The sequence below is a fragment of the Streptomyces sp. NPDC026538 genome (assembly GCF_055567535.1).
In genome coordinates, this window is record NZ_JBVHQG010000009.1 from 278,893 (window position 1) to 304,627 (window position 25,735).

The 25,735-nt window shown below is 70.1% G+C and carries 25 protein-coding genes and 1 pseudogene; 18 read left to right on the forward strand and 8 right to left on the reverse strand.

Going from position 1 to position 25,735, the window contains the following annotated elements; genetic code table 11:
• Nucleotides 1-11: 11 nt before the first annotated feature.
• A complete protein-coding gene (locus tag ACZ4N4_RS32780) occupies nt 12-938 on the reverse strand; it encodes a DMT family transporter (RefSeq protein WP_467595583.1) in 927 nt (308 codons plus the stop codon).
• Here ACZ4N4_RS32780 and ACZ4N4_RS32785 point away from each other — a divergent pair.
• The 3 genes from ACZ4N4_RS32785 to ACZ4N4_RS32795 all read left to right on the forward strand — a co-directional run bounded on the left by ACZ4N4_RS32785 (nt 937) and on the right by ACZ4N4_RS32795 (nt 3,610).
• Nucleotides 937-2,382: an aminotransferase-like domain-containing protein gene (locus ACZ4N4_RS32785; protein WP_467595586.1), complete on the forward strand. Its 1,446-nt coding sequence runs from the start codon at nt 937-939 to the stop codon at nt 2,380-2,382. The genes ACZ4N4_RS32780 and ACZ4N4_RS32785 overlap by 2 nt on opposite strands.
• A gap of 71 nt (nt 2,383-2,453) precedes the next feature.
• Complete coding sequence (locus ACZ4N4_RS32790) at nt 2,454-2,900, forward strand: GNAT family N-acetyltransferase (RefSeq protein WP_467595588.1); 447 nt, start codon at nt 2,454-2,456, stop codon at nt 2,898-2,900.
• A gap of 116 nt (nt 2,901-3,016) precedes the next feature.
• On the forward strand, nt 3,017-3,610 hold the full coding sequence (locus ACZ4N4_RS32795; protein ID WP_453575452.1) for a histidine phosphatase family protein: 594 nt from the start codon (nt 3,017-3,019) through the stop codon (nt 3,608-3,610).
• A 288-nt stretch (nt 3,611-3,898) separates the two neighbouring features.
• Here ACZ4N4_RS32795 and ACZ4N4_RS32800 read toward each other — a convergent pair whose 3' ends face one another.
• Together ACZ4N4_RS32800 and ACZ4N4_RS32805 are read right to left on the reverse strand one after the other, a co-directional pair.
• Entirely contained in the window at nt 3,899-4,342 is a 444-nt protein-coding gene (locus tag ACZ4N4_RS32800; RefSeq protein WP_467595830.1) for a DUF6314 family protein, read from the reverse strand.
• 38 nt (nt 4,343-4,380) lie between these two features.
• Nucleotides 4,381-4,617, reverse strand: a complete 237-nt coding sequence (locus ACZ4N4_RS32805) for a hypothetical protein (protein WP_467595591.1) — start codon at nt 4,615-4,617, stop codon at nt 4,381-4,383.
• Between the two features lie 187 nt (nt 4,618-4,804).
• Here ACZ4N4_RS32805 and ACZ4N4_RS32810 point away from each other — a divergent pair, with 187 nt between their 5' ends.
• Nucleotides 4,805-7,291: an alpha-L-arabinofuranosidase C-terminal domain-containing protein gene (locus tag ACZ4N4_RS32810; RefSeq protein ID WP_467595593.1), complete on the forward strand. Its 2,487-nt coding sequence runs from the start codon at nt 4,805-4,807 to the stop codon at nt 7,289-7,291.
• On the opposite strand, the gene ACZ4N4_RS32815 is transcribed toward ACZ4N4_RS32810, so the two are convergent.
• Together ACZ4N4_RS32815 and ACZ4N4_RS32820 are read right to left on the reverse strand one after the other, a co-directional pair.
• Complete coding sequence (locus ACZ4N4_RS32815; protein WP_467595596.1) at nt 7,278-7,730, reverse strand: carboxymuconolactone decarboxylase family protein; 453 nt, start codon at nt 7,728-7,730, stop codon at nt 7,278-7,280. The two genes, ACZ4N4_RS32810 and ACZ4N4_RS32815, sit on opposite strands and share 14 nt — an antisense overlap.
• A gap of 51 nt (nt 7,731-7,781) precedes the next feature.
• The gene (locus ACZ4N4_RS32820) at nt 7,782-8,684 is read right to left on the reverse strand and encodes a LysR family transcriptional regulator (RefSeq protein ID WP_467595599.1); all 903 of its coding nucleotides are present in this window, start codon (nt 8,682-8,684) and stop codon (nt 7,782-7,784) included.
• 81 nt (nt 8,685-8,765) lie between these two features.
• Between ACZ4N4_RS32820 and ACZ4N4_RS32825 the strand changes: the two genes are divergently transcribed.
• From ACZ4N4_RS32825 to ACZ4N4_RS32845, 5 genes are all read left to right on the forward strand, one after another.
• The gene (locus ACZ4N4_RS32825) at nt 8,766-9,689 is read left to right on the forward strand and encodes a DMT family transporter (RefSeq protein WP_467595602.1); all 924 of its coding nucleotides are present in this window, start codon (nt 8,766-8,768) and stop codon (nt 9,687-9,689) included.
• 194 nt (nt 9,690-9,883) lie between these two features.
• Nucleotides 9,884-12,505: a YfhO family protein gene (locus ACZ4N4_RS32830; RefSeq protein ID WP_467595605.1), complete on the forward strand. Its 2,622-nt coding sequence runs from the start codon at nt 9,884-9,886 to the stop codon at nt 12,503-12,505.
• A gap of 22 nt (nt 12,506-12,527) precedes the next feature.
• The gene (locus ACZ4N4_RS32835; protein ID WP_453575466.1) at nt 12,528-13,502 is read left to right on the forward strand and encodes a glycosyltransferase family 2 protein; all 975 of its coding nucleotides are present in this window, start codon (nt 12,528-12,530) and stop codon (nt 13,500-13,502) included.
• Entirely contained in the window at nt 13,502-13,915 is a 414-nt protein-coding gene (locus tag ACZ4N4_RS32840; RefSeq protein WP_467595608.1) for a GtrA family protein, read from the forward strand. The genes ACZ4N4_RS32835 and ACZ4N4_RS32840 overlap by 1 nt, the downstream gene beginning before the upstream one ends.
• Before the next feature lie 130 nt (nt 13,916-14,045).
• The gene (locus ACZ4N4_RS32845) at nt 14,046-14,228 is read left to right on the forward strand and encodes a hypothetical protein (protein ID WP_467595611.1); all 183 of its coding nucleotides are present in this window, start codon (nt 14,046-14,048) and stop codon (nt 14,226-14,228) included.
• 31 nt (nt 14,229-14,259) lie between these two features.
• Here the strand turns inward: ACZ4N4_RS32845 and ACZ4N4_RS32850 are convergent, their stop codons facing one another.
• Together ACZ4N4_RS32850 and ACZ4N4_RS32855 are read right to left on the reverse strand one after the other, a co-directional pair.
• Nucleotides 14,260-14,550 carry a hypothetical protein gene (locus ACZ4N4_RS32850; RefSeq protein ID WP_467595613.1) on the reverse strand — a complete coding sequence of 97 codons (291 nt, stop codon included), beginning with the start codon at nt 14,548-14,550 and terminating at the stop codon, nt 14,260-14,262.
• Nucleotides 14,551-14,683: 133 nt separating this feature from the next.
• Nucleotides 14,684-15,820 carry an ABC transporter substrate-binding protein gene (locus tag ACZ4N4_RS32855; protein ID WP_467595616.1) on the reverse strand — a complete coding sequence of 379 codons (1,137 nt, stop codon included), beginning with the start codon at nt 15,818-15,820 and terminating at the stop codon, nt 14,684-14,686.
• 90 nt (nt 15,821-15,910) lie between these two features.
• On the opposite strand from ACZ4N4_RS32855, the gene ACZ4N4_RS32860 reads away from it, so the two are divergent.
• From ACZ4N4_RS32860 to ACZ4N4_RS32880, 5 genes and pseudogenes are all read left to right on the forward strand, one after another.
• Nucleotides 15,911-16,405 (forward strand): MarR family winged helix-turn-helix transcriptional regulator, encoded by a 495-nt coding sequence (locus ACZ4N4_RS32860; RefSeq protein ID WP_467595619.1) that lies wholly within the window; start codon nt 15,911-15,913, stop codon nt 16,403-16,405.
• A gap of 1,177 nt (nt 16,406-17,582) precedes the next feature.
• Nucleotides 17,583-17,720, forward strand: a complete 138-nt coding sequence (locus ACZ4N4_RS32865; RefSeq protein ID WP_467595621.1) for a hypothetical protein — start codon at nt 17,583-17,585, stop codon at nt 17,718-17,720.
• Nucleotides 17,721-17,863: 143 nt separating this feature from the next.
• Nucleotides 17,864-18,397, forward strand: coding sequence for a SigE family RNA polymerase sigma factor (locus ACZ4N4_RS32870; protein ID WP_467595623.1), 534 nt, complete (start codon nt 17,864-17,866; stop codon nt 18,395-18,397).
• Complete coding sequence (locus ACZ4N4_RS32875; RefSeq protein WP_467595626.1) at nt 18,394-19,182, forward strand: hypothetical protein; 789 nt, start codon at nt 18,394-18,396, stop codon at nt 19,180-19,182. Before ACZ4N4_RS32870 ends, ACZ4N4_RS32875 begins: the two co-directional genes overlap by 4 nt.
• 279 nt (nt 19,183-19,461) lie before the next feature.
• Nucleotides 19,462-19,752, forward strand: a pseudogene (locus ACZ4N4_RS32880) (non-reducing end alpha-L-arabinofuranosidase family hydrolase); the annotation flags it as partial.
• Between the two features lie 89 nt (nt 19,753-19,841).
• Here the strand turns inward: ACZ4N4_RS32880 and ACZ4N4_RS32885 are convergent.
• On the reverse strand, nt 19,842-21,548 hold the full coding sequence (locus ACZ4N4_RS32885; RefSeq protein ID WP_467595832.1) for an RICIN domain-containing protein: 1,707 nt from the start codon (nt 21,546-21,548) through the stop codon (nt 19,842-19,844).
• A gap of 217 nt (nt 21,549-21,765) precedes the next feature.
• Between ACZ4N4_RS32885 and ACZ4N4_RS32890 the strand changes: the two genes are divergently transcribed.
• The 4 genes from ACZ4N4_RS32890 (at nt 21,766) to argB (ending at nt 25,730) form a co-directional block, all read left to right on the forward strand.
• Nucleotides 21,766-21,996, forward strand: a complete 231-nt coding sequence (locus ACZ4N4_RS32890) for a hypothetical protein (RefSeq protein WP_467595628.1) — start codon at nt 21,766-21,768, stop codon at nt 21,994-21,996.
• 649 nt (nt 21,997-22,645) lie between these two features.
• On the forward strand, nt 22,646-23,674 hold the full coding sequence (argC, locus tag ACZ4N4_RS32895) for an N-acetyl-gamma-glutamyl-phosphate reductase (protein ID WP_467595631.1): 1,029 nt from the start codon (nt 22,646-22,648) through the stop codon (nt 23,672-23,674).
• Complete coding sequence (argJ, locus tag ACZ4N4_RS32900) at nt 23,671-24,825, forward strand: bifunctional glutamate N-acetyltransferase/amino-acid acetyltransferase ArgJ (protein WP_467595634.1); 1,155 nt, start codon at nt 23,671-23,673, stop codon at nt 24,823-24,825. Before argC ends, argJ begins: the two co-directional genes overlap by 4 nt.
• Nucleotides 24,822-25,730 carry an acetylglutamate kinase gene (argB, locus tag ACZ4N4_RS32905; protein ID WP_453575472.1) on the forward strand — a complete coding sequence of 303 codons (909 nt, stop codon included), beginning with the start codon at nt 24,822-24,824 and terminating at the stop codon, nt 25,728-25,730. The genes argJ and argB overlap by 4 nt, the downstream gene beginning before the upstream one ends.
• The last annotated feature ends 5 nt before the right edge of the window (nt 25,731-25,735 follow it).

The following is a 25,735-nucleotide window of genomic DNA, read 5'->3' on the forward strand; positions in this document are numbered from 1 at the left end:
CCAGGGCCTCCTCACGATCGCGATCGTTGGGTGACGGCGATGCACACGAGCACGGCGGCGGCCGTGAGTGGAGCGGCCGCCGTGAGGTGCTCGCCCAGCAGCAGCACCGACCACACCAGTGTGAGCAGCGGCTGGGCCAACTGCAACTGGCTGGCCTTAGGAATGCCGACCGCCGCCATGCCCCGGTACCAGACCACCAGACCCAGGAACTGCGAGCCCACCGCCACCCACAGCACACCGGCCACACCGTGGATGTTCCAGACGACCGGCTCGTACGACAGCGCGAGCACGGCGGCCGGCACGGTCAGCGGCAGGCAGCCCACCAGCGCCCAGCCGATGACCTGCCAGCCGGGCATGACCCGGGCCAGCCTGCCGCCCTCGGTGTAGCCGGCCGCGCACACCACCAGGGCCGCGAACAGATAACCGTCGGCGGCCGTGAGCGCCCCGCCGCTCTGGGCGACGGTGAAGGCCAGCACGGCCGCGGCACCCGCCAGGGCCGCCGCCCAGAAGGTGCGGGAGGGGCGGATGCCCATGCGCAGGGCCGAGAAGAGGGCGGTGGTCAGCGGGAGCAGGCCCACCACGACGGCCGCGTGCGAGGTGGTGGAGGTCTCCAGGGCGAGCGTGGTCAGCATCGGGAAGCCGAGCACGACGCCGGCCGCGACGACCGCCAGCCCCGCCCAGTGCCGGCGCTCGGGCAGTCGTACCCGGAGGAGCAGCAGGCAGCCGGCCGCCACGGCCGCCGCGAGAACGCTGCGCACCGCCACCAGCGCCCAGGGTCCGAAGCCCTCCAGACCCCAGGCGGTGGCCGGGAAGGTGAGGGAGAAGGCGACGACACCGAGCGCGGCCTGCAGGGTGCCGGCCCGGTGGGAGGCGGGGGCGGCCGGGGAAGTGCCGACCGCTATCGAAGTCGGCTCGATAGCGCTACTCTGTACTCTCATGCAAGAGCGTAGCAGTGTCCTTGAACTGGCGGAACAGCTGCGGCGAGACCTCGACCGCTACTCTCCGGGAGGAAAGCTCCCGTCGAGCCGGGCGCTGGTCGAGCGGTTCCGGGTGAGCCCGGTGACCGTCTCACGGGCCCTGGCCCAGCTGGTCGCGGAGGGGCTGGTCGTCACCCGGCCCGGCGCCGGCGCCTTCAAGGCCAGGCCGCGTGCCACGGCCGAACCCACCGGGGACACCTCCTGGCAGGAGGTGGCGCTCAGTGCCGACGGAGCCCTCGACGTCGTTCCGCGCACGGTCGACGCGTCCGGGGTCACGGTCTGCCTCGCCGTCCCGCCGCCCGGTGTGCTGGAACTCAGCGGCGGCTACCTGCACGCCTCCCTGGAACCCGAACGTGCGATGGCGGCGGCCCTGGCGAGGGCCGGCCGGCGGCCCGGCGCCTGGGGGCGGCCGCCCCTGGACGGGCTGCCGGAGCTGCGCGAATGGTTCGCGCGGGACATCGGCGGCGCGCTGACCGCCGCCGAGGTGCTGATCGCGAACGGCGGCCAGTCCGCCCTCGCCACCGCCCTGCGCGCGCTCGCCCCGCCCGGCGCCCCGGTCCTCGTCGAGTCCCCCACCTACCCCGGCATGCTCGCCATCGCCCGCGCCGCCGGACTGCGGCCGGTCCCGGTCCCGGTCGACCCCGACGGGGTGCGGCCCGCCCTCCTCGCCGACGCGTTCCGCGCCACCGGCGCCCGGGTCTTCGTCTGCCAGCCCCTCTTCCAGAACCCGACCGGCGCCGTCCTCGCCCCCGACCGCCGCGCGGAGGTGGTGCGCATCGCCCGCGAGGCCGGCGCGTTCGTGATCGAGGACGACTACGTACGGCGGCTGGTCCACGCCGACGCGGGCCCGCTGCCCCGCCCGCTCGCCGCCGACGACCCCGACGGAGTCGTGGTCCACGTCGGCTCGCTGACCAAGGCCACCTCGCCGAGCTTCCGGGTGGCCGCACTCGCCGCCCGCGGACCGGTCCTCGAACGTCTGCGCGCCATCCAGATCGTCGACACCTTCTTCGTCCCCCGCCCCCTCCAGGAGGCCGCCCTCGAACTCGTCGGCGCCCCGGCCTGGCCCCGCCACCTGCGCGCTCTGTCGGCCGCGTTGAAGACCCGCCGGTCCACCCTCACCGGCGCCCTCTCCCACCACCTCCCCGAACTGGCCCTCCCGCACATCCCCTCCGGCGGCTACCACCTCTGGCTCCGCCTCCCCGAGGGCGTCGACGACGCGACCCTGACCGCCGCCGCCCTGCGCGCGGGCGTCGCCGTCACCCCCGGCCGCCCCTACTTCAGCGCCGAACCCCCGGCCGCCCACATCCGCCTGAGCTTCGCGGCGGTCGCCGGGACGGGGGAGCTCCTGGAGGGCGTACGACGGCTGCGGACGGCCTGTGACGAGGTCCTACGCCCCGCACCCTGAAAGCCCGGCCCCGAGATCCAGGTGCTGAAATCCGATCGACACCGGCGCCGCCGACTGGCGAGGATCCCCCCATGAGCGACGCACCCAGCCTCCCCGAGGGCTATGAGTTCTCCGCCGACACCGACCGGGTGGACGTCGAACGCGTCCACCACTGGCTGTCCACCGACGCCTACTGGGCGACCGGCCGTCCCCTCGAGCAGCAGCGGCGGGCCATGGCGGGCTCCCTCAACTTCGGGATGTACGACACGGTCACCGGGGAGCAGGTGGCATACGCGCGCGTGGTGACCGACCAGGCGCTGTTCGCCTGGCTCGCCGACGTGTACGTCGACCCGTCGGTGCGCGGCAAGGGCGTCGGCACGGCGATGGTCGGGGCGATCCGCGAGCACCTGCGGCCCTACGGAATCCGGCGGGTGCTGCTCTCCACGCACGACGCCCACGGGGTCTACGAGAAGCTCGGATTCGCCCCGCTCGAACACCCGGACCGGTGGATGGCGCTCTACTACGAGGTGCCGAAGTGACATTCCGGTTGACTTGTCGGACACCTCCTGACCATTGGGTAACGTTTCCCCCACCTCGCGCAATTCACCTATCAAGAGCCCTTGACCTGCGCACTTGAGCGTCACACCATCGCCGCATGTCACTTCGGGTCACGTTCGTCGCGGCCGCACGCAGCTCACCGCTGCTCGCGGAGCGCTTCGAGGACGCCCGCCCCCTGGACCAGGCGGGCTGGGAAGAGGTGCAGCGCGTCGCCGCCGACCTGCTACCGCTCGCGGCGGCCGAGCTGCGCTACTGTTCGCCGACTCCGCGCAGCCGTGCGACCGGCGAGGGTCTGGGGTACGCCCCGCTGGTCCAGCTCGCCCTGCGCGACTGCGACATGGGCCGCTGGCGCGGGCTGACGCTGGGTGAGGCGATGGCCAGGGAGCCGGACCAGGTGGACGCCTGGCTCTCCGACCCGCGCGCCACCCCGCACGGCGGCGAGTCGCTGCTGTCGTTCATCTCCCGGGTCGGCGGCTGGCTCGACACCCGCCCGGTGGACGACGGCGGCCGGATCGTGGCCGTCGCCGAGCCGTCGGTGATCCGCGCCGCGCTCGTCTACGCCCTCAAGGCGCCGCCGTCGACCTACTGGAACATCGACGTGCGCCCGCTGTCCACGACCACGGTCACGGGCCGCGGAGGCCGCTGGAACCTGCGGTTCGACGTATCGCCGGCTCAGGCCGCACGCACCTGAGCGCTCCGCCGCAAGTGCCGGACCGCGCGGTCGGCCGGGCGTCGTGCCCTGGTGGTCGGTCATGCGTCGTGCCGTGGTGGCCGGCCCGGCCGTGCGTCGTGTCGTGGTGGTCGGCGTGCGTCGTGCCGTGGTGGTCGGTCGTGCGTCGTGCCGTGGTGGCCGGCCCGGCCGTGCGTCGTGCCGTGGTGGTCGGCGTGCGTCGTGCCGTGGTGGTCGGCGTGCGCCATGCCGTGGTGGCCGGTCGTGCCCACGTGACGGTGGGCCGGTGCCGGATCCGCTTGTCCGGTCTCAGGCCCGGCGTACGTAGTCGGTGGTCAGGACCAGGTCCTTCGCCGGGCCGCCGACCCGCCAGACCGTGCGCCAGTGGTCGGCGTCCCGGACGGTGAACTCGCCCCGGTAGAGGTCGGCCGCGCACGGGTGGTCGGCGACATACCGCCCCGAGGTCAGGTCCAGGTCGTGGAAGGGCCGCCCGTCGGCGAACCGCACGTCCGCCGTCCCGGGCCGCGGCCCCGGCAGGAACCGCAGCGTGCGCTCGGCCGGCCGCGCCACTCCCTGCCAGGTGAACGTCCCCGACTCCTCGTGCAGCAGCCCGCCCCCCTCCAGCGCCCGGAACACGGCGGCCCCCTCGAACCACCCTTCGTCCCCGCTCGTCAGGTCCCGCACACTCCGCTCGACACGCCACCGCCCGGCCAGATGCGCGAGCACATCCGCCACCGGCCAGAAATCATCCACGGTCGTGCCTTCGGTCGTGCCATCGGTCGTGTCTTCGGTCATGGCTTCTTCGGGCGGGGGGAGCCGGCCGGCGCCTTGCGCTCGGCCTGCTGCCGGATCTCGTGGTGCGAGGCGTGGCCGGTCGCCCGGAACGCCTCCTCGTACGCGGCCAGCGCCGCGCCCAGCCCGCCACCCGCCGTGCCCCGGCGCCGGATGTACCGCGCGAGCCAGGTGAAAGCCGTGAGGACGACGGCCAGCCCGGCGATCACGAACAGGTACGGCAGCAGCGTCTGCATGCCCCGACCTTACGCCCGCCGTGTCACCCGGCCCGGGGTCGGGCGGCGTCCGCCCCATTGACGCGCTCATGCCCCGTACCTATCTTTCCGTTCGAAGTGCTGACCGCTGTCCGATATTTCGAACCCGATTGACCTCGGTTGCGCCTGGCCCCTCCAGGCCAACTCCTTCACGAGCCGCGGAGTATCCATGTCACGCACCAACCGCACCCGGCTGAGACTCGGCCTCGGAGCAAGCGCTTTCCTGCTCGCGGTGGGCCTGGTCCCGGCCCCCGCCCACGCCGAGGACGTCACCGACTACGCGATCACCGTCGACCCGACGGTCCAGGGCGCCAGGATCGACAAGACGATGTACGGCGTCTTCTTCGAGGACATCAACCGCGCCGCCGACGGCGGCCTCTACGCGGAACTCGTCCAGAACCGGTCCTTCGAGTACACGACCGACGACAACAAGTCGTACACCCCGCTCACCGCCTGGACGGTCACCGGCGCCGCCCAGGTCGTCGACGACTCCGGCCGTCTCGACGACCGCAACCGCGACTACCTCTCCCTGTCCGCCGGTTCGGCCGTCACCAACTCCGGCTACAACACCGGCATCCGGGTCGAGGACGGCAAGAAGTACGACTTCTCGGTCTGGGCCCGCGCGGCGGGCCGCACGACCCTCACCGTCGGCCTGTCGGACGCCGGCGGCACACTCGCCACCGCCCGCCGGGTGGCCGTGCGGAAGAACGGCTGGGCCCGGTACAGGGCGACCTTCACCGCGACCCGTACCAGCTCCGCCGGCCGCCTCACCGTGGCCACCTCGGACGCCGCCGCGCTCGACATGGTCTCCCTCTTCCCGCGCGACACCTACCGGCACGAGCCCAACGGCCTGCGCAAGGACCTCGCCGACAAGATCGCCGCCCTGCACCCGGGCTTCGTCCGCTTCCCCGGCGGCTGCCTGGTCAACACCGGCTCGATGCAGGACTACAGCGCGGCCTCCGGCTACCAGCGCAAACGGTCGTACCAGTGGAAGGACACCATCGGCCCGGTCGAGACGCGCGCCACGAACGCGAACTTCTGGGGCTACAACCAGTCGTACGGCCTCGGCTACTACGAGTACTTCCGCTTCGCCGAGGACATCGGCGCCATGCCGCTGCCCGTCGTCCCGGCCCTGGTGACCGGCTGCGGCCAGAACCAGGCCGTCGACGACGACGCGCTGCTGAAGCGGCACATCCAGGACACCCTCGACCTCATCGAGTTCGCCAACGGCCCGGTGACCAGCGAGTGGGGCCGGAAGCGGGCCGAGATGGGCCACCCCGAGCCCTTCCACCTCACCCACATCGAGGTCGGCAACGAGGAGAACCTCCCCACCGAGTTCTTCGCCCGCTTCACGCGGTTCCGGGCCGCCGTCCAGGCCGCGTACCCGTACATTCAGGTCATCTCCAACGCCGGCCCGGACGACTCGGGCACCACCTTCGACACGGCGTGGCAGCTCAACAAGGACGCCAAGGTCGACATGGTCGACGAGCACTACTACAACAGCCCGCAGTGGTTCCTGCAGAACAACGACCGCTACGACTCCTACGACAGGAGCGGGCCCAAGGTGTTCCTGGGCGAGTACGCCTCGGGCGGCAACGCATTCAAGAACGGACTCGCCGAAGCCGCCTACATGACCGGCCTCGAACGCAACGCGGACGTCGTCAAGCTCGCCTCCTACGCGCCGCTGTTCGCCAACGAGGACTACGTCCAGTGGAGCCCGGACATGGTGTGGTTCAACAACCACGCCTCCTGGGACTCGGCGAACTACGAGGTCCAGAAGCTCTTCATGAACAACGTCGGCGACCGGGTCGTCCCCTCCACGGCCACCGGCACCCCCTCCCTGCTCGCCCCGATCAGCGGCGCCGTCGGCCTGTCGACCTGGAACACCAGCGCCGCCTACGACGACGTCAAGGTGACCGACGCCGACGGGAACACCCTGCTCAGCGACGACTTCTCCGGTGACGCCTCCCGGTGGACCCACACCGGCACCGGCAGCTGGAGCGTCCAGGACGGGCAGTACGTGGAGACCTCGGACACGGCCGAGAACACCATGGTCTCGGCCGGCGACCCCTCCTGGCACGACTACGACCTGCACGTGAAGGCCACCAAGAGGTCCGGCAAGGAGGGCTTCCTCGTTGCCTTCGGCGTCAAGGACACCGGCGACTACTACTGGTGGAACATCGGCGGCTGGAACAACACCCAGACCGCGGTCGAGCAGGCCGTGGACGGCGGCAAGTCGACACTGGTCGCCAAGCCGGGGTCGGTGCAGACCGGCCGGACCTACGACGTCGACATCAAGGTGCGGGGGCGGAAGGTCACCCTCTCCCTCGACGGGCAGGAGTGGGGCGGCTTCACCGACGACAGGCCGGCCGAGCCGTTCCGGCAGGTAGTCACCAGGGACGAGAAGACCGGTGACCTGATCGTCAAGGTCGTCAACGCCCAGTCCTCGGCGGCCCGTACGGCCGTCGACCTCGGAGGTGCCGAGGTGTCGAGGAAGGCGAGGGTGACCACGCTCGCGGCCGCGCCGGACGCGGTGAACACCGAGACGTCCACCGCGGTCGCCCCGGTCACGTCCACCTTCGCCGGAGTCGCCGACCGGTTCACGTACACCTTCCCGGCGAACTCCGTCACCTTCCTGCGGATCAGGCAGAAGTAGCCCCTGGCGTGGGCTGCTGCCCGACCGGCAGCAGCCCACGCTCGGCGAAGACCTTCTTGGCGACCAGGGTGGCGTTGAGCGCCTTGGGGAAACCGCAGTACCCGGCGGAGTGCAGCAGCGCCTCGACGATCTCCTGGGGAGTGAGTCCGGCGTTCAGGGAGAAGTTGATGTGCACCTCCAGCTGGGGCTCGCAGCCGCCCAGCGCGGTGAGCATCCCCAGGGTCACCAACTGCCGGTCACGCGGCACCAGTTCGGGCCTGGAGTAGATCTCCCCGAAGCCCCAGGCGACGACCTGGTGGCCCAGCTCCGGGCTGATGTCGGCCAGCGACTCCAGGACCCGCTCCCGGAGCCCGCCGTCGACCTGGCTCATGACCTCGAGACCGCGGGCGAAACGCTCGTCACGGGTGGTGCTCTCGCTCGTGTCAGCTCGTGCGTCCATGGGGAGAACGCTAGGAGTTGGAGCGTGCTCCAGGTCAAGCCCGCTTCGCGATCAGCCCCTGAGGCGGATGGTCTCCGCCGCGGCCCGCAGTTCGCCGAGCACGGTCCGTACCGCCCTGCGAGCCGTGCGCTCGGGTCGGTGGAGCGCGTCGATGTGGCGGTGGGCCTCGATGCCGGCGAGGGGCCTGAGGGTGACGCCCGGGTGCGGGCGGGACGTCCAGCGGGGCATCAGGGCGATCCCGCCGCCCGCGGCGACCAGCTCGGCGACGACCGAGATCTCGTTGACGCGATGGACGATGTCGAGCCGGTGTCCGGCCGCGGCGGCGATGGCCTCGACGGTCGCGAGCAGCGGAAAGCCGTCGTGCACGGTGATCCAGGGCTCGCCGGACACGTCCCGCGCGGTCAGGGCGGTCCGCGCGGCCAGCGGGTGGCCGACCGGCAGGGCGATGTCCAGGGGCTCGCGCAGCAGCGGGGTGGCCGTGGCGGTCCGCGGCCAGGGCGGGGCGTGGTCGAGACGGTGGGCGAGGACCAGGTCGTAGGCGCGGGTCAGGGGCGGGAAGTCGGCCTGGGCCACGTCCTCGTCGTGCAGGGTGATCCTCGGGGAGTTCGGCCCGCGCACCTGTCGCAGCAGCAGCGGATAGAACGCGGCGGCCCCGCTGTGGAAGGCGGCCACCGACACCGTGCCCTCGGGCTCGTCGACGTACTCCTCGACGGTGTGGCGGGCCCGGGCCAGGGCCGTCTCCACCCCGATCGCCGCGTCGGCCAGGGCCTGCCCGGCCGCCGTGAGCACCAGCCGGCGCCCGGCGCGCTCGGTGAGCGGTACCGGGAGGGACCGCTGGAGCAGACGCAGCTGCTGCGAGATCGCCGAGGGCGTCACCCGCAGCGCCTCCGCGACCGCCGTGACGCTGCCCAGTTCGCCCAGCTCCCGCAGGACGCGCAGCTGCCGTTCGTCCATGCCGTGAGTGTAGCTCTGCTACAGGGTTGTTTGAGCAAGTCGTCGTTTACTTCAAAGTCCTGGCCAGGGATCGTGAACGGCATGCCGCACACCCGTCGTACCGATGGGGTGCTCCTGGCTCTCGCCGTCGTCTGGGGCTCCAGTTACCTGACGGCGAAGACGGCCACGGACGCCCTCCCCGTGCTGATCGTCCTCTTCCTGCGCTACGCCATCGGCGCGCTCGTCTGCCTCGTCGCACTGCGCGGCTTCGGCTCCCTCACCCGGGAGGAGAGGCGGTACGGCTCGCTCCTCGGCCTCACCCAGGCCGCCGTCCTCGTCCTGGAGACCTACGGTGTCGCCCACACCAGCGCCGGGAACGCGGGCCTGATCATCAGCCTGACCCTCGTCCTCACCCCTGTCCTGGACCGCGGGCGGCTGCCGGGGAGGTTCTTCCTCGCCGTCGGAGTGTGCGTCGTCGGCGTCGGGCTGCTGGTGTCCGGAAACGGGCTGCGCGCCCCCGGCGCCGGTGATCTGCTGATGCTCGCGGCCGCGGTGGTCCGGGCCGGTCATGTGGTGCTGGTCGGGCGGGTGACCGCGGGCCGGGCCGTGCGCCCGTTCCCGCTGACGGCCGTGCAGACCGCCGTCGGCGCGGTCCTCTTCCTGGTGCCGGCGGCGCCCGGACTGCCGGCGCTCGCCCGGACCGGCGCCGTCACCTGGGCCGAGCTGGTCTACCTCGCCCTGTGCTGCGGCCTGCTCGCGTTCCTCGCCCAGACCTGGGCGGTGCAGCGCACCTCCGCGACCCGGGCCAGTCTGCTGCTGGGCACCGAACCGGTGTGGGCCCTCCTGGTCGGCGTCGGCCTCGGCGGCGAACGCCTCACCGCCCTCGGAGTGCTGGGGGCCGCGCTGATCGTCTCGGGGACGTACTGGGGCCAATCCGTCGAACGCGCCCATCGGGCGGACTCCCCGGAGGCGGTGCGCGATACGGCCCTCCGTCACGCCGACACAGGCCTGCCACAGGCGCGTTAACCAGAAGAACACCTTCCTGAAATCCGCAGTTCCCTTTGAAGTCGCGAATTCTTTGCGATATCGCACGCGGATTCGGAATTCGAGTTATTACTTCACAGGAGACGTACAACCATCAGGAACTTCTACCCGTCTTAGTCGGCGAAACACCGACCAGCGGGGAGTACACCCCCGTATTTCTCTGGGGGCCGCACAGAATGAATCGCACGACCCTGACCGGGCGCGAACAGGGGGTGAAACCGGCGGGGGGCGAAGAGCGGGAGACCGGACCCGCGCGACGGCCCGACGCCGATCCGTGCAGGGCGGCCGCCCTGCTCGCGGCGCTCCTCACCGCCGTCACCCTCTGCGCGGCCGACGTCGTGGCCCGCAGCTACCCCTTCGGCTCCCACACCCGCGACGTCAACGACCTCGGCAACCAGTACGTGCCCTTCCACGCGCACCTGTGGGACCTGCTGCACGGCAGGGCCGACGGCGGGATCGTCTTCAACTGGCAGTCCGGCTACGGCTCCAGCTTCCTGCCGGACATCGGCACCTATGTCAGCAGCCCGTTCGCCCTGCTGGTCGGGGTGTTCCCGCGTGACGAGATCGACCTCGCGGTGTATGTGATCACGGTGCTGAAGACGGCGGTCGCCGGTGCCGCCATGGCCTGGCTGCTGCTCAGCCTGCGCCGGGGCCGCTGGTGGGGAGCCGGGATCCTGGGCGCCTCCTACGCCCTGTGCGGCTGGAGTCTCGCGCTCGCCTCCTTCAACCCGATGTGGCTCGACGGGCTGATCGCACTGCCGCTGCTCTGCCTGGTCGGCGAGTGGGCCACGGCCGGCCGGCGCCCGCTGCTCAGCGTGCTGATCGTGGCACTCGCCTGGACCGCCAACTTCTACACCGCCTACATGGCCACCCTCGGTGCCGCCCTGGTGCTGCTGCTCCGGCTGGTCCTCGCCGAACTGCCGTGGCGGCGGGCGCTGGCGGTGGTCGGCCGGGCCGCGGTCGTGGTCGGGCTGGGGGTCGGTCTGGCCGCGCCGCTGGTGATCGTCGTCTACTCCGGCACCAAGCACGCCTACCCGGGCCGCGAGGGCCACTTCGCCCCGGTGGGGGCCGACGACCTGTTCGCCCGGCTGCTGCCGACCACCTACAGCTACAGCTCCCCGGCCCTCTACGTCGGCATCACCGCGCTGGTGCTCGCCCTGGCCCTGCCCTTCCACCGGAAGGTGCCGGTCCGGGTGCGGGCGGGCTGGACGGTGCTGGTGCTCGCCGTGGGCCTGTCCCTGCAGTGGGCGCCGACCAGCCTGGCCTGGCACGCCTTCGCCGCCCCCAACGGAAGCTCCTACCGGCAGGCCTTCGTGTTCTGCGCCCTGCTGGTCATAGCGGCTTGGCATGCTCTTGCCTACGGGCTGCCGGACCGGCGTGCCCTGGGCGCGGCCGCCGTGCTCCTGGCCCTGGTCGGCGCCGTCGCCAGCCGCAGCGCCCTGACCCAGCAGCACTCCCACCACACCTGGCCGGTGGTGCTGCTCGCGGTCGCCGGTGCCCTCGGCGGACTCGCGCTCCTGAGTCTCAGGGACGGCCGGCCCGTCCTCGCCGCACTCGCCGCGGTGCTGCTGGTCGGCGCCCAGTTCGGCGAGGCCGCCGCCACCTCCGCCGTGGCCACCCACATGCGCCTCAACCAGATGGACGACTACGCGCCCTGGGGAGACCGCCAGCAGCGGGAGGCGGACGCCGTGGCCGAGGCCGACGCGTGGCCGAAGTACCGCACCGAACCCGGCCGCGACCAGACCGTCGCCAACGACCCGATGATGGTCGGCGGCCAGGGCTCCCAGTACTACAGCAGCCTCACCTCCGACGTCCTCAGCCGTACCCTCACCGCGCTCGGCGGCGGCTGGACCTCGCGCGGCCGCAGCCTGCAGAGCCTCGACAACCCGGTCACCGACGCGGTCTTCTCGGTGGGCGCCCGGGTGCACAACCCACCGGACCCGCACCAGAAATGGCTGCCCCAGGGCGGCGGCCCGTCGACCGTCACCCGCGAGGACGTCCCGCCGCTGGTGACCGTACGGCCCACCGCCCCGCGCACCACCCCGGCCTCGTTCGGCCCCTCGCCGTACCGCAACCAGGAACTGCTGCTCGGCACACGTGTCTACACCCTGCCCCACACCACCCTCAGCGGTGCGCGCGAGGGCGACGAGGCGCGCGGGCTGCTGGTCGACGGAGCGCAGACGCTCACCGCGCGCTGCCAGGCCGGCACCGAGGCGTTCCTGTGGGCGCCGCACTACTCCGGTACGGCACAACTGGCCAGCGGCGGGGAGCGGCGGCTCTACCGGTCCGACGCCCAGGGCACGAAGATCGCCGCGATGCAGCCGCTCGGCACGGTACGCGCCTCGGGGCAGGTACGGATCGACCTGAAGCCCGACCGGCTCGGCCGCGTCCCGGCGCAGGGCGCGGTCGGCTGCCTCGACACCGGCGAACTGCGCGCCGCCGTACAGCGGTTGAAGGCCACGGGGGCGACCGAGGTGACCGTCTCCGACGGCACCCTGCACGCCCGCCTCCCCGCCGGCAGCACGGGAACCGCCGTCGTGGCCGCCCCGCGCATCGCCGGCTGGCGCTGCTCCGCCGGGGGCGACGAGGTCGCGGCGGGCGAGTTCCACGGCCTGATCGCCGTCCCGCTGGGCGCCTCGGCCACCAGCCTCACCTGCACGTTCCACCCGCCCGGCCTGCGCCTGGGCACGGCCGTCGGCGGCGCCTCGCTGCTGACCCTGATCCTGCTCGGCATCTTCTCGGCCGTGCGCCGCAGAACCGCCGTCCGCTCCGGCGAGCGCACGACCACCGCCCACTGACCCGTCCCCAGGGGAGAAACCCATGCTGATATCGATCGTCGCGCCCTGTTACAACGAGGAAGACGTCATCGAGCGCTTCCACGAGCAGGTCCAGAAGATCGCCAACGAGCTTCTGCCGCTCGGTCACGACATGGAGTTCGTGTACGTCGACGACGGCAGCCGGGACAGGACGCTGCCCCTGCTCAGCCAGATCGCCGACGGCGACTCGCGCGTCCGGTACGTCTCCTTCAGCCGCAACTTCGGCAAGGAGGCCGCCCTGCTCGCCGGCCTGAAGCACGCCACCGGCGACGCCGTGATCGTCATGGACGCCGACCTCCAGCACCCGCCGTCGCTCATCAAGCGCATGGTCGAACTGCGAGGCGAGGGCTACGACCAGGTCATCGCCAAGCGCACCCGGCAGGGCGACCGTTTCACCCGCACCGTCACCGCCCGCCTCTACTACCGGCTGATCAACCGGCTCGTCGACGTCGAACTCGTCGACGGCGTGGGCGACTTCCGGCTGATGTCGCGCCGGGTGGTGGACGCGATCGTGGACCTCACCGAGTACAACCGGTTCTCCAAGGGCCTGTTCGCCTGGGTCGGCTTCCCCAGCACCACCTTCGAGTACGAGAACGCGGTGCGCGAACACGGCTCCAGCTCCTGGTCGTTCCGCAGCCTGCTCAACTACGGCCTCGACGGGCTGCTCTCCTTCAACAACCGCCCGCTGCGCGCCGCGCTCTACCTCGGCATGACCCTGCTGGGTCTGGCCGGCGTGTACACGGCGTGGATCGTGGGCGGAGCGATGATCAACGGCGTCCAGACGCCGGGCTATGTCACCATCATTACAGCCGTCACCGCCCTGGCCGGCGTACAGATGATCATGCTCGGGGTCATCGGCGAGTACACCGGCCGGATCTACTACGAGGTCAAGGGGCGCCCGCACTTCCTGGTGAAGGCGACGAACGTGCACCGAACGGAAGACCGCACCCGCGGCACGACGAAGGACCTCATCCCCTGATGCCGAACGCCCTGACGACCACCGGACCCACCCGCCCGCTATCGGGCCAGATCATCACCTTCGCGGTGATCGGGGTCATCAACACGGCGACGTACTACGGCCTCTACCTGCTGTTCCTGATGTATTTGCCGTACCTCGCCGCGCATATTCTCGCGTTTCTGCTGAGCATGATCGGTTCGTTCTTTCTCAATGCGAAGTTCACTTACCGAATACGGCCCACCTGGCGTAAGTTCCTGCTGTTCCCGCTGACCAACGCGACGAATTTCGTGATCACCACGGTGGGCGTGTACGTGATCGTCGACGTCCTGCACGCCGGCAGCAGGTTCGCTCCGCTGATGGCGTCGGCGGCGGCGATTCCGGTGACTTTCGTGGTGTCGCGCTGGGTCATGCTCCCGAAGGTGGAGGCGGCGTAGGGAGAGCGAGCGCCTCCTCGATCACGGACGGATCTCCTCGTCCTCCAGGAACGCGCGGTAGTCCCGGTACGTCGACGGCCGCGTCGCACTCCTGGGTGTTCTCGGTCCGAAGGGCTCCGGCGGAGCGGAGGTGGACATCCTCATGCTCGCCGCGCTTCTTGCGGTACTGGTGCTTGGACCGGGCACCCTGTCGCTCGACTCCCTGCTGGGGCTCGATCACAAGGAAGAAGCCGTGCAGTCGAAGCCGTCTCAGCCCCTGCAGGTCGGGACCAGCGGTGAGGGTCTGACGCGAGAGCCGTTGCCGGCGGACTAGAGCTTCAAGCGGATCTTGCCCAGAGCGGGAACTACGCGAGGGTGACCGCCGCTTCGTAAGAGGCGGCGGTTGGCTTTGTAAGTGAGTTCTGGCAGCGTTTGTCGATCAGGATCGGCAGCACCCGCAGCATCGGGGTGACTGTGTTCGCGAGTTTTGACAGCGGTCTTCCTCTTGCGGCGGCAGCATGGATGCGCGAACCGCATTCAGGGGGCGACGATGGCGTCGGACTCCTCGGGCTCCCGAACACATCGATCAGGTGCGCAAGCCGCCACGCGATCGCAGTCACAGGCTCGCGATCGCGCGGCGACTCGGCATAGTCCATAGTGAACTCACCCGTCCCGAGCGAGATCGGCGCCGACCTGCTACCCCGGCGGCTAAAGAGTTCACTCTACGTGGGCCCGCTACGGCGATGGGCGCCAGCCCTGTGGTCGGCGCCCACCCGGAACCGGGTCCGGTCAGAACTTGCCGGGCGTCAATCCGAGGGTGTTGGTCGGGTCGGCCGGGTCCGGACCGACGACCTGGCCGACGTAGAGCTGCACCTGCGAGCGGAACCGCTCCACCGCGTCCCGGTCGCTCATGAACGCCTGAAACCCGGCCACATCGGTCTGGTGATACGTGGCCAGCGGCCGCAGCCCGGCCGGTGGGGCGACGTCCTTGCGCACCGACCAGGTCCACGGAGCGATCAGCTGTTGCTGGGCCGTCCGCGACGTCAGCCAGCTCAGGAACAGCTTCGCGGCGGCCTTGTGCGGAGCGTTCTTGAAGATCGCACCGTGCTGCACCCAACTGTTGAACGGGTCGTTCGCCGGGAAGATCATGGTCGCGTTCGGCGTCGGATCGCCCGCCGTGCCGAGCGTCGCCAGGTAGTCCCCGGCCGCCACGGGTCCGGCCGAAAACGGCGTGCCGCGCACGAACGCGGGGTTCTGTGCGACCAGGGAACGCAGCCAGGTCCAACCGTACTTGTCGACGGTCAGCTTGAAGTCGTAAAGGACGGCGTCGTCATCGTTCGGGTACGTGAAGATCAGCTTCTTCTTGAAATCCGGCTTCAGTAGATCGGCCGCGGTGAACGCCGACGGATCCGACCCGGCCGCCTTGGTGTTCACCATGTCGGCGAAAGCGCCGTAGAACACGCCGGTCCAGTAGCCCTGCGAGTCCTTGGCGTTGTCGAAGACCTCGTCCGAGCCGATGGGCCGGTACTTCAGCAACTGGCCGGCGCTCTTCCAGCGGTCGAAGTCCTGCACGGTCTGCAGCACGGCCACGTCAGCCACTTGGTCGTGGGTGGCGATCTGGTTGTCGATCCGAGCATCGTGGACCTTGCTCAGATCGGTGACCAGATGGATTTTGACGCCGGGGAACTGCGCGGCGAACGCCTTGGCGATGAAATCCCACTGTCCCGGCTTGTCGCCGCCCATGTAGACGGTCACTTCGCCGCCATCGGCCTCAGCCTGGCGGTAGAGCGCCTGCAACATTGCCTGCTCGCCCGACGCGCCAGCCGTTGCCTTCGTGCTCGCATCGGCGACGGCGTAGCTCGCGCCTGCCCCCACCGCCACGACGGCCGCCACCAGCGCGGTCCCGGCCTTCCTGGTGAACCTCATGACACCTCCCAAGAGTTTGAGCTCTCAAACACTCGGATCGACGATAGCCCGATTTGTTTGAGAGTACAAACCTTCGGATATGCTGGTGTGATGAGCGACACCCCCTGGCTCTCCGAGGAGGAGATGCGCGCCTGGCTGGCATACATCGACCTCTCAACGCTGCTGGGCGACTACCTGGAGCGGCAGCTGCAACGGGCCGCCGGCCTGTCACACGCGACGTACAACCTGCTCAGCCGGTTGTCCGTGGCCCCCGGCCGGTCGCTGCGGATGAGCGACCTCGCCGAGCACCTGAAGGTCACCCGCAGCCGGCTCTCGCACGCACTATCGGCGCTGGAAAAACGCGGCTGGGCGAGACGCACCGACGACCCGACGGACCAGCGCGGCCAACTCGCCGTGCTCACCGACGAAGGCTTCGCCGTCCTCGCCGCCGCAGCCCCCGGTCACATCGAGGCGGCGCGCCGGGCGATGTTCGACCACCTCACGCCTGACCAGGTCCGCCAGTTCGCAGAGATCGGCGAGGCCATCATCAAGGGTCTCACCCACGAGGACGACTATCAGGCTGAGCTCCCTTGGCGGCGCAGATAGCGCGCACCGGTCTGCCGACTGGGAGAAGGCGATCCTGGGGCGCTCACATGCCGCTGCCGTCCGACGTCGGCGCTGCGCTGGCCGACTGGCTGCGCCACGGTCGTCGTCCTTCGACCTGCCGAGAGGTGTTCACTTGCGTCCTGGGTCCGGTGGCGCCGATTAACAAGCGCTGTCAAAACTCATCAACATCTCAAGGCCGGCTGACCCTCGACCGCTGCCAGAACTCATCGACAAGTGCTGTCGCTAGTCATAGACGAAGCCAGGCGGTCTTCTCGTATCTGATGGCGAGGCCGCGGGAGTCATGGAGCCGGTTGACACAGCGCTCGATGATGTCGCGCCGGCGCCGACGGGAGGTCTCCCGATCGAATCCTGCTGGTCTGCCACCGCGCTGGCCGCGAGCCGGCCGGAACTGCCTCGCCAGGGCCAGGACCAGGGCTCGGGCGGCGGGCCTTCTGGATGCGCATGCCCCGGGGTACCAGGCCGTGCCACCTCGGGTCATCAACGACAAGCCGCGATTCGCGACCACTTCGTCATCAGGCTCGACAAGACGGACAAGCCCTCCGGCGACCATCCTCTCGTCGATGGCGTCCCGCCAGGTGACACCGCGCGGGACGCGATGACCCTCTCGACCACCTCCGTCGCCCCAGCGCGTCGCGCGCGAGCGACGGGCTGCTCGCCGTAATACAGGGGGACTTGACGGACACAGCACTGAACTAGGCAAGAGATGCCCGGAGTTCGACACTAGATCCAAAGCTCCCTGCAGCCGGAACCCGCAGCAGACCTCCGATCAGACTGATTACCCGTCATTTCCCTGGACAGTGCAGTCTTTCCATCAGAATCTGGACGGAAACGACGACTTGCAGATGTGCGACGTACGTGACCCGCCGCGAGCAAACTGTGTGATGTTCCGTGGCCACCGATCAGCATTCCGGTACGAATCAAACCCATAGAGCGCGATACCTACCGGTAGTTCGTTGAACTCGTCGGTAGGTGGGGTTGACGGCTGAGTGGGTCGATCGTACTGCGGTGGGGTGTCGAGTTTCGGGGGCGAGGATGACCCAGCGACGTCCGTGTCCGCCGGCGCCGAGGCCGTTGGAGGAGTACGCGGCGGCAACCTTCTCGTCCTCTGCGGCAACTAGGAGCCGGAAGGCCGACTCGAACTACCGGATGGACGGGCATGAGGGCAACGAAGCACGCCGCGCCGCAACAGTGGCGCAGGCGCGGAATGGTCACGGGCATTCCCTTGGCGCTGCTCGTCGCCGCCGTGCAGTCGGACGTCGCGCAGCCGACCGGCGTCCGGTTCGCCGGGCCTTGACCAGTCCGCCGGCCGGCCTGCACCGCCCCGCAACCATGCACGACCGCCGTTCGCATCCCGGGCAGGGCACTGTTAGGCTGCGCTCCCCGTTGTTGAACGCGCAACTAACGCGCACATCATGGCAAGGAGAGGGCGACCGGGGGATGGTCCTCTATGACGCGTCCGCGGAGTTCCACGAATTCTTCGAACGCCACTATGCCGAGCTCGCCCGTCTGGCATACCTCCTGACCGGCGAGACCGACGCGGCGGACGACCTCGCGGCGGATGCCCTGGTCGCCCTGTGGCAGCGCTGGGACCGGTTGCGGCAGGCCGACCACCCGCTCGCCTACGCCCGCGGTGTGGTGGCCAACCTGGCGCGGGGGCGCATCCGCAGCACGGTGCGGGAGCGACGCCGGATCACGCTCTTCTGGTCCCGCAGCCCCGAGAAGGTGGAGGGGCCCGACATGGCGGCCGTGCTGGACGTCCGCGCGGCGCTCGCCCGGCTGCCGTTCCGCAAGCGCGCCTGCGTGGTGCTGCGACACGCCCTCGACCTGTCGGAGAAGGAGACGGCGGCAGCGCTGGGGATATCGGTCGGAACGGTGAAGAGCCAGACCTCGAAGGGAATGGCCGAGCTGGAAAAGCTACTGGGCGCACACGCGGCCGGGGACCTGGTGCCAGGGAGGAGGAGGAACCGGTGAACGAGGAGATCGACCGTCGGCTGCGCGAGGCCGCCGAGGCCCATCGGCCCGACCGCGCGCGGATGCTGGCCCGGGTGGAACGCGGCATGGCCGGCCCCGCCGTCCGTCACCGCGCGCGACCGTTCGCGCGGTCCGGCACCAGGATCGCCCTCGCCGGGCTCGCCGCCGGCGGCATCCTGACGACCGGAGGCCTCGCCGTCGCCGCGATCGTCGCGACCCCGTCGCCGTCGCCCACCGTGACCACGCCTGCCGCCCCGTCCCCGACCGTCAGCTCCCCGCACCCGACATCGGCCCGCCCCACCCCTGTCGCGCCGTCCCCGGCCACCACCCCGGGCAGCTCGCGCCCGACTCCGTCGGCCACCAGTCCCTCGCCGACTGCCGGCGAGAACCAGGACGGGCCGCTGTGGTCGGCCGGCTCGCTGAATTCGAAGAGCACTGTCTACTGGACACAGAGCGACCTCGTCCTCAAGACGACGCAGCCGCTCACCTCGCTCACGGTCGAGATCCGGATCGTGCAGACCGGCGGAGCGAAGAGCACCGGCACCTGGCAGACCCTGCCGAGTGATGACTTCACCGTCACCGTCCAGGAGGCCGGCGGCGCGCTGGTCTACCGCTGGGTCCTCAAGCCGGGCCTGACCGTACCGGCCGGGACCCATGAGTTCGCCGTCCAGTTCAACAACGGCGGCGCAGGCGAGCGCAGTGCCGCGGGCGACGGCTACCGCGTCGACGCACAGGGTACGGGCGGCTCCGCGTCGGTCCGGGGAGGGTTCGTCCCGACGCGGTGAACGCGGCTGTGCGGCAGGGCGACGACGGCGGCCGTGAGAATGGCTTCCCTTGATCGCCGCAACCTTTGGTGAGCGTGGCGGCAACTGGTGGGTGACCGGGGCCGGATCAGGGCCCGCTGTGCCAGAAGGACATACCGTTGTCAGATCAGAACCGTTCTCATCGTCGCCGTCCGGCGACCCGCCGCGTGATCGCCGCCGCCGTGGTCCTCGCGGCCGCGGGCGCCGCCGTACCACTGGTCGCCCTGGCCGCACGCACGCCGGAGGCCGCCACACCGGCCGATGGGTGCGAACGGGCGCTACTTCCGCTCGTTCACGGCCTCCAGCCTGAACGGCCCGTGGGCCGAGCAGGCCGGCAGCGAGAGCAGCCCCTTCGCGGGCAAGGCCAACAGCGGTGCCACCTGGACCAACGACATCAGCCACGGTGACCTGGTCCGCAACAACCCCGACCAGACCATGACCATCGACCCCTGCAACCTGCAGTTCCTCTACCAGGGCAGGAACCCCTCATCGGACGGCATCGATTACGCGAAGCTGCCGTACCGGCCGGGTGTCCTTACCCTGAAGCGCTGACCCTCAGCCCGACGAAGATGCCGAAAGGCGCCCCCATCGAAGAGATGGGGGCGCCTTTCGGCATCTTCACCTACTTGAGTGCCGCAGCGCTACTTAATCGCTGAACCACCCGAGTTGTGATAGGCGATCGTCTTGTTGATCAGGTTTCCGCCGTCGGACTCGACCGTGGTCTGTTCCTGCTGCCCCGGACCGAAGAACAGGCCGGCGACATGGGCGTTCGCCACCTGGTCCATGTGTCCGAAGAACCAGTCCACCTTGTCGTCCTTGTAGTGGTTGAGGGTGTTGTTCTGCGCCATGTTGCCCACGGGGATCTGCCACAGGACCACCGGCTTGCCCACGGACTCGGCCATCGTCTTGTAGAACTTCAGCGTGTCAGCGGCCGTCTGGTCGGTCCAGAAGGTGTCACGGCCGCCGTGGGCCGGCTGTGCGTACCAGCCCGCGTCGCGGTCCGACACGTCGGAGACCAGGAAGTCGGCGTTCTGCGCCCCGAGGCTCGCGTAGTCCTTGACGCAACCCTGGGTGTTGTTCTGCCAGTCCCAGCAGGTGAGGTGGAGTCCCGCGGCGGTGTTCGGCGCGTACTTGTGCGCCATCGAGATCAGGCAGCGGGAGAGACCGGCAGCGCTGTTCTCCTGTGATCCGCAATCCTTCGGATTTGCGGCCGAGACCTGCGCGGCAACCTTGTGCGGATCGCCGAGCGACCGGACGTAGCCCCAGAAGTCGGGCTCGATGTCGATCGCGTCGTGCGACGTGCCGATCTTCTGGAGGAAGAAACGGTAGTCGTTCAGGTACCGGGTGAGCAGGTCGACCCGGTTGATGGCCTTGACCTCACCCGGACCGTCGCCCTCGCCCGCCGCATCGCCGAGGTCGCGCAACGAGTACCAGGTCCACAGCATCTTCTGCGGACGCGAGCTGCCCTTGTACGTCGCCTGGGACGCCACCTCGTCCCGCCAGGTCACGTACGTGCCGGGCGCCGTGGTGCTGCCGTTCCAGCAGCCCCACCAGCCCGACCACCCGTCCTGGCAGCGCGCTGCCGTGTAGTAGTCCGACGAGGGCGCGGGCTGGCTGTGCACATAGGCGTAGCGCGCGTCGAACGGCGCGGCGTTCGCCGAGGCGTCGGACATCGAGCCGCCGATGATCACCTTGTCACTGCCCAGGAAACGCTTCGCCGAGCTGCCGCCACCGCTCGTGGGCGACGGGGACGCGGACGAAGGCGAGGACGACGGGCGCGGGTCGCTCGGAGTCGGGCTCGCGGGAGCGCTGCTGCTCGGCGTGGTGGGCGTACCGCCGCCGCTGACGTTCCCGACCGCGACCAGCTTCCACTGCTGATCGGCGCCGCTCCGGTCGCGGTTCTGGACGACGTTGCCCCCGCTGGCCTTGACGGCCTTGTGGACACCGACAGCCATGCCGCTGAAGCGATTGACCAAACGCACGTAGCCGTTGGACGACTTGAACAGCTTGAACTGCTGATTGCTGCCGTTCAGGTCTTTCCACTGCACGAGGGCGGAGCCGGCGGTCTTCGACCAGCCGAGGTCGTCCAGCACCTTGCCGGAGGTCCGGTTCTGCAGCCGGTAGTAACCGTCACCCGAGTCGATGAACCGCCACTGCTGGTTGGCCCCGCCGTGGCGCGCCCACTGCACCACAGCCGCGCCGTCGTTCTTGGCGGAGCCGCGGTCGTCCAGCACCTTGCCGCTGTTGTGGTTGACCAGCACGTACCACTTCTTCAGATCCAGGGTTTTCTGCTTCTGGTCTGCCGAAGCCTGGCTGACCACGACAGCCGAGCCGGCCACGACCACCATGGCGAGACCCGCCCAGAGGCCCCGACGCGCGAGCAACCGACGACCACGATGCTTCGGACGGCCACCGCGCGCACCGCCGTCGGCACGGTGGCCGCCGCGGGACGCCACCGATGACGAGGGTGGACCGGGGACATGTCTGCGCTCTCGTTCCAGGGACATGCCTGTGCTCTCTTTCAACTGTTGCATCTGTCCGGCCCACTTGGCCGGACAACACTGAGTGGTCAGAGAGGCCGAAAAGGTTGCCGCGAAGACCCACAGAACTTTTTCTGCGGGCCGGACGGTCACCCTGAAGCTCAACGGCGTGGAGGAAAAGCGACGCCGTCCCCGCCCGTCCACGAAAGAACAGCGAGCTGCAACGGTTGGTCGTCGGCTCCAGGAGACCGTCAGCTTGTACACCGTGATCGACCAGGCGATCGGCGTGGTCATCGAGGTGTCGTCGATGCCGTAGGTGTCCCAGGCGGGGAGCGGTCCGTGGGCGGCAGGCTCTCGCATTCGGCCATGAGGCAGTCGGTCAGCGCCGCATGCGGTGCGTCCCGGGCTGTCGGCGTCGCGTGCGGCTTGCGAGGGTAGAGGCTCCCCGTCCCGTGCCCGGCACACCCGACACGTGATCACCTCCGTTCTGGCACGGGAGTGGCACGGCTCGCTACCTTAGATAGGTGCCCTAAGGCACGGGAGTAGGCTTCCGGCCCGCGAGGCCGCGCCGCCACGCCGCACCGTCGGAAGTCCACGGTTGTGCGGCAGGGCACATTGGAGCGCCGTTGCTGGCCTTATGCAGGGCACATGGGCCGAGCGCCCTTGCTGGCCGCCACGGGGCGACCGACCTGGCCGGGGCAACTCCGTAGCTGGCGTCACAGCGCGCACTTTCCGTCCGGTGAAGAAGGATGCCCGCACACAACGGGTGACCAACCCGGTCACCGCCCGACAGCCGGGTGCAATACCGGCTCGGCTCCGGGCGCCCCGCGCCGACGCCTGCCCCACTGCCAGGACTCCAGGAGCCGCGGTATCCCGGCGCTTGTCGGTGCGCTCGGGTATGCGACGGCTCCGTTGCATAAAACTGCGTAGAACCGTATAGTCATGCCATCTAGAGGAGGATGGACATGGCGGTACGTGCGGCGGTTGCCGGAGCGAGCGGGTACGCGGGCGGAGAGGTCCTGCGACTGCTCCTCGGGCACCCCGAGGTCGAGATCGGTGCCCTGACCGGCAACTCCAACGCCGGGCAGCGCCTGGGCGGGCTCCAGCCGCACCTGCTGCCGCTGGCCGACCGCGTGCTGGCGGAGACGACCCCCGAGGCCCTCGCCGGGCATGACGTCGTCTTCCTCGCCCTGCCGCACGGCCAGTCCGCCGCCGTCGCCGAGCAGCTCGGCCCGGACGTCCTCGTCGTCGACATGGGCGCCGACTTCCGCCTGGACAACCCGGCCGACTGGGAGCGCTTCTACGGCTCCCCGCACGCCGGCACCTGGCCCTACGGCCTCCCCGAACTTCCGGGTGCCCGCGCCGCGCTGGAGGGGTCCAAGCGCATCGCGGTACCCGGTTGCTACCCCACCGCCGTCTCCCTCGCCCTGTACCCGGCCTACGCCGCCGGGATCGCCGAGCCCGAGGCGGTGATCGTCGCCGCGTCCGGCACCTCCGGCGCCGGCAAGGCGGCCAAGCCGCATCTGCTGGGCAGCGAGGTCATGGGCTCCATGTCGCCGTACGGCGTCGGAGGCGGCCACCGGCACACCCCCGAGATGATCCAGAACCTCAGCGCGGTGGCGGGGGAGCGGATCGCCGTCTCCTTCACGCCGACCCTCGCGCCGATGCCCCGGGGCATCCTCGCCACCTGCAGCGCCGCGGCGAAGAGCGGAGTGACCGCCGAGTCCGTCCGGGCCGCCTACGAGAAGGCCTACGCCGACGAGCCCTTCGTCCACCTGCTCCCCGAGGGGCAGTGGCCCGCCACGGCGTCCGTCTACGGTTCCAACGCCGTTCAGGTACAGGTCGCATACGACGAGGCCGTGGGCCGCATCATCGCGATCAGCGCCATCGACAACCTGACCAAGGGCACCGCGGGCGGTGCCGTCCAGAGCATGAACCTCGCCCTGGGTCTCCCCGAGACCACCGGGCTGACCACGATCGGAGTTGCGCCGTGAGCGTGACGGCAGCGAAGGGATTCACGGCCGCGGGCATCGCGGCCGGGATCAAGGAGAACGGCAACCCCGACCTGGCCCTCGTGGTCAACAACGGACCCCGCCGTGCCGCCGCGGGCGTCTTCACCTCCAACCGGGTGAAGGCCGCGCCGGTGCTGTGGTCCGAGCAGGTCCTCAAGAGCGGCCAGGTCTCGGCCGTCGTCCTCAACTCCGGCGGCGCCAACGCCTGTACGGGCCCCAAGGGCTTCCAGGACAGCCACGCGACGGCCGAGAAGGCCGCCGAGGTACTGGGGCGCGGTGCCATCGAGGTAGCCGTCTGCTCGACCGGTCTGATCGGCGTCCTGCTCCCCATGGACAAGCTGCTCCCCGGCATCGACACCGCCGCCGCCCAGCTGTCCGAGCACGGCGGCGAGAAGGCCGCCATCGCCATCAAGACCACCGACACCGTGCACAAGACCTCCGTGGTGACCGACAAGGACGGCTGGACGGTCGGCGGCATGGCCAAGGGCGCCGGCATGCTCGCCCCCGGCCTCGCCACCATGCTGGTCGTGCTCACCACGGACGCCGTCGTCGAGAGCGAGGTCCTGGACAAGGCGCTGCGGGCCGCCACCCGGACCACCTTCGACCGCGTCGACTCCGACGGCTGCATGTCCACCAACGACACCGTGCTGCTGCTCGCCTCCGGCTCCTCCGGGATCACTCCCGGGTACGAGGAGCTCGCGGAGGCCGTACGGCAGGTCTGCGACGACCTCGGCCAGCAGCTGATCCGGGACGCCGAGGGCGCCAGCAAGGACATCAGGGTCGAGGTGGTCAACGCGGCCAGCGAGGACGACGCCGTCGAGGTGGGCCGCTCCATCGCCCGCAACAACCTCCTCAAGTGCGCCATCCACGGCGAGGACCCCAACTGGGGCCGCGTCCTCTCCGCCATCGGCACCACCAGGGCCGCCTTCGAGCCGGACCGGCTGAACGTCGCCATCAACGGCGTCTGGGTCTGCAAGAACGGCGGCGTCGGCGAGGACCGCGAGAAGGTCGACATGCGCTACCGCGAGGTGCACATCGTCGCCGACCTGGCGGCCGGCTCCGAGACCGCCACCATCTGGACCAACGACCTGACCGCCGACTACGTCCACGAGAACAGCGCTTATTCGTCATGAGTACTACGCGTAAGCACACCGCGCTGCCCAAGGCGCAGACCCTCATCGAGGCGCTGCCCTGGCTGGTCCGTCACAACGGCAGGACCGTCGTCATCAAGTTCGGCGGCAACGCCATGATCGACGAGGACCTGAAGGCCGCCTTCGCCCAGGACGTCGTCTTCCTGCACCACGCCGGCCTCAAGCCGGTCGTCGTGCACGGCGGCGGTCCGCAGATCAGCGCCGCCCTCGACAAGCACGGCATCGTCAGCGAGTTCAAGGCCGGGCTCCGGGTCACCACCGAGGACGCCATGGACGTCGTACGGATGGTGCTCGCCGGACAGGTCCAGCGCGAGCTGGTCGGCCTGCTCAACCAGCACGGACCGCTGGCCGTCGGGCTCACCGGCGAGGACGCCCACACCATCACCGCCACCAGGCACCGGCCCGAGATCGACGGCGAGTTCGTCGACATCGGGCGGGTCGGCGAGATCACCGCGATCGACACGGGCGCGATCGAGGCCCTGCTCGCCGACGGCCGGATCCCGGTCGTCTCCTCGATCGCCCGCTCCCAGGACGACGGACATGTCTACAACGTCAATGCTGATACGGCGGCTGCGGCACTCGCTGCTGCGCTGGGCGCCGAGACCCTCATGGTCCTCACCGACGTCGAGGGCCTTTACGAGGACTGGCCGAACTCCGACGAGGTGATCAGCCGTCTCACCGCTTCCCAACTGGAGAAGCTGCTGCCGGAGCTGAGCTCCGGCATGGTGCCGAAGATGGAGGGCTGCCTGCACGCCGTACGCAACGGCGTCACCACCGCCCGCGTCATCGACGGCCGGGTCCAGCACTCGATCCTGCTGGAGATCTTCACGGACGAAGGCATCGGCACGATGGTCGTGCCCGACGAGCAGGAGGGGAAGCAGTCGTGAGCAAC

Bases quoted from the DNA above. Each gene is read 5' to 3' on its own strand.
- ACZ4N4_RS32885 (WP_467595832.1), bottom strand. From the start codon at position 21,548: ATGGTGGTCGTGGCCGGCTCGGCTGTCGTGGTCAGCCAGGCTTCGGCA.
- ACZ4N4_RS32815 (WP_467595596.1), bottom strand. From the start codon at position 7,730: ATGGACGCACGAGCTGACACGAGCGAGAGCACCACCCGTGACGAGCGT.
- ACZ4N4_RS32840 (WP_467595608.1), top strand. From the start codon at position 13,502: ATGCCGAACGCCCTGACGACCACCGGACCCACCCGCCCGCTATCGGGC.
- ACZ4N4_RS32805 (WP_467595591.1), bottom strand. From the start codon at position 4,617: ATGCAGACGCTGCTGCCGTACCTGTTCGTGATCGCCGGGCTGGCCGTC.
- ACZ4N4_RS32790 (WP_467595588.1), top strand. From the start codon at position 2,454: ATGAGCGACGCACCCAGCCTCCCCGAGGGCTATGAGTTCTCCGCCGAC.
- argB (WP_453575472.1), top strand. From the start codon at position 24,822: ATGAGTACTACGCGTAAGCACACCGCGCTGCCCAAGGCGCAGACCCTC.
- ACZ4N4_RS32870 (WP_467595623.1), top strand. From the start codon at position 17,864: ATGGTCCTCTATGACGCGTCCGCGGAGTTCCACGAATTCTTCGAACGC.
- ACZ4N4_RS32820 (WP_467595599.1), bottom strand. From the start codon at position 8,684: ATGGACGAACGGCAGCTGCGCGTCCTGCGGGAGCTGGGCGAACTGGGC.
- ACZ4N4_RS32855 (WP_467595616.1), bottom strand. From the start codon at position 15,820: ATGAGGTTCACCAGGAAGGCCGGGACCGCGCTGGTGGCGGCCGTCGTG.
- ACZ4N4_RS32785 (WP_467595586.1), top strand. From the start codon at position 937: ATGCAAGAGCGTAGCAGTGTCCTTGAACTGGCGGAACAGCTGCGGCGA.
- ACZ4N4_RS32830 (WP_467595605.1), top strand. From the start codon at position 9,884: ATGAATCGCACGACCCTGACCGGGCGCGAACAGGGGGTGAAACCGGCG.
- ACZ4N4_RS32810 (WP_467595593.1), top strand. From the start codon at position 4,805: ATGTCACGCACCAACCGCACCCGGCTGAGACTCGGCCTCGGAGCAAGC.
- ACZ4N4_RS32850 (WP_467595613.1), bottom strand. From the start codon at position 14,550: ATGGACTATGCCGAGTCGCCGCGCGATCGCGAGCCTGTGACTGCGATC.
- argC (WP_467595631.1), top strand. From the start codon at position 22,646: ATGGCGGTACGTGCGGCGGTTGCCGGAGCGAGCGGGTACGCGGGCGGA.
- ACZ4N4_RS32825 (WP_467595602.1), top strand. From the start codon at position 8,766: ATGCCGCACACCCGTCGTACCGATGGGGTGCTCCTGGCTCTCGCCGTC.
- ACZ4N4_RS32835 (WP_453575466.1), top strand. From the start codon at position 12,528: ATGCTGATATCGATCGTCGCGCCCTGTTACAACGAGGAAGACGTCATC.
- ACZ4N4_RS32860 (WP_467595619.1), top strand. From the start codon at position 15,911: ATGAGCGACACCCCCTGGCTCTCCGAGGAGGAGATGCGCGCCTGGCTG.
- ACZ4N4_RS32780 (WP_467595583.1), bottom strand. From the start codon at position 938: ATGAGAGTACAGAGTAGCGCTATCGAGCCGACTTCGATAGCGGTCGGC.
- ACZ4N4_RS32865 (WP_467595621.1), top strand. From the start codon at position 17,583: ATGAGGGCAACGAAGCACGCCGCGCCGCAACAGTGGCGCAGGCGCGGA.
- ACZ4N4_RS32795 (WP_453575452.1), top strand. From the start codon at position 3,017: ATGTCACTTCGGGTCACGTTCGTCGCGGCCGCACGCAGCTCACCGCTG.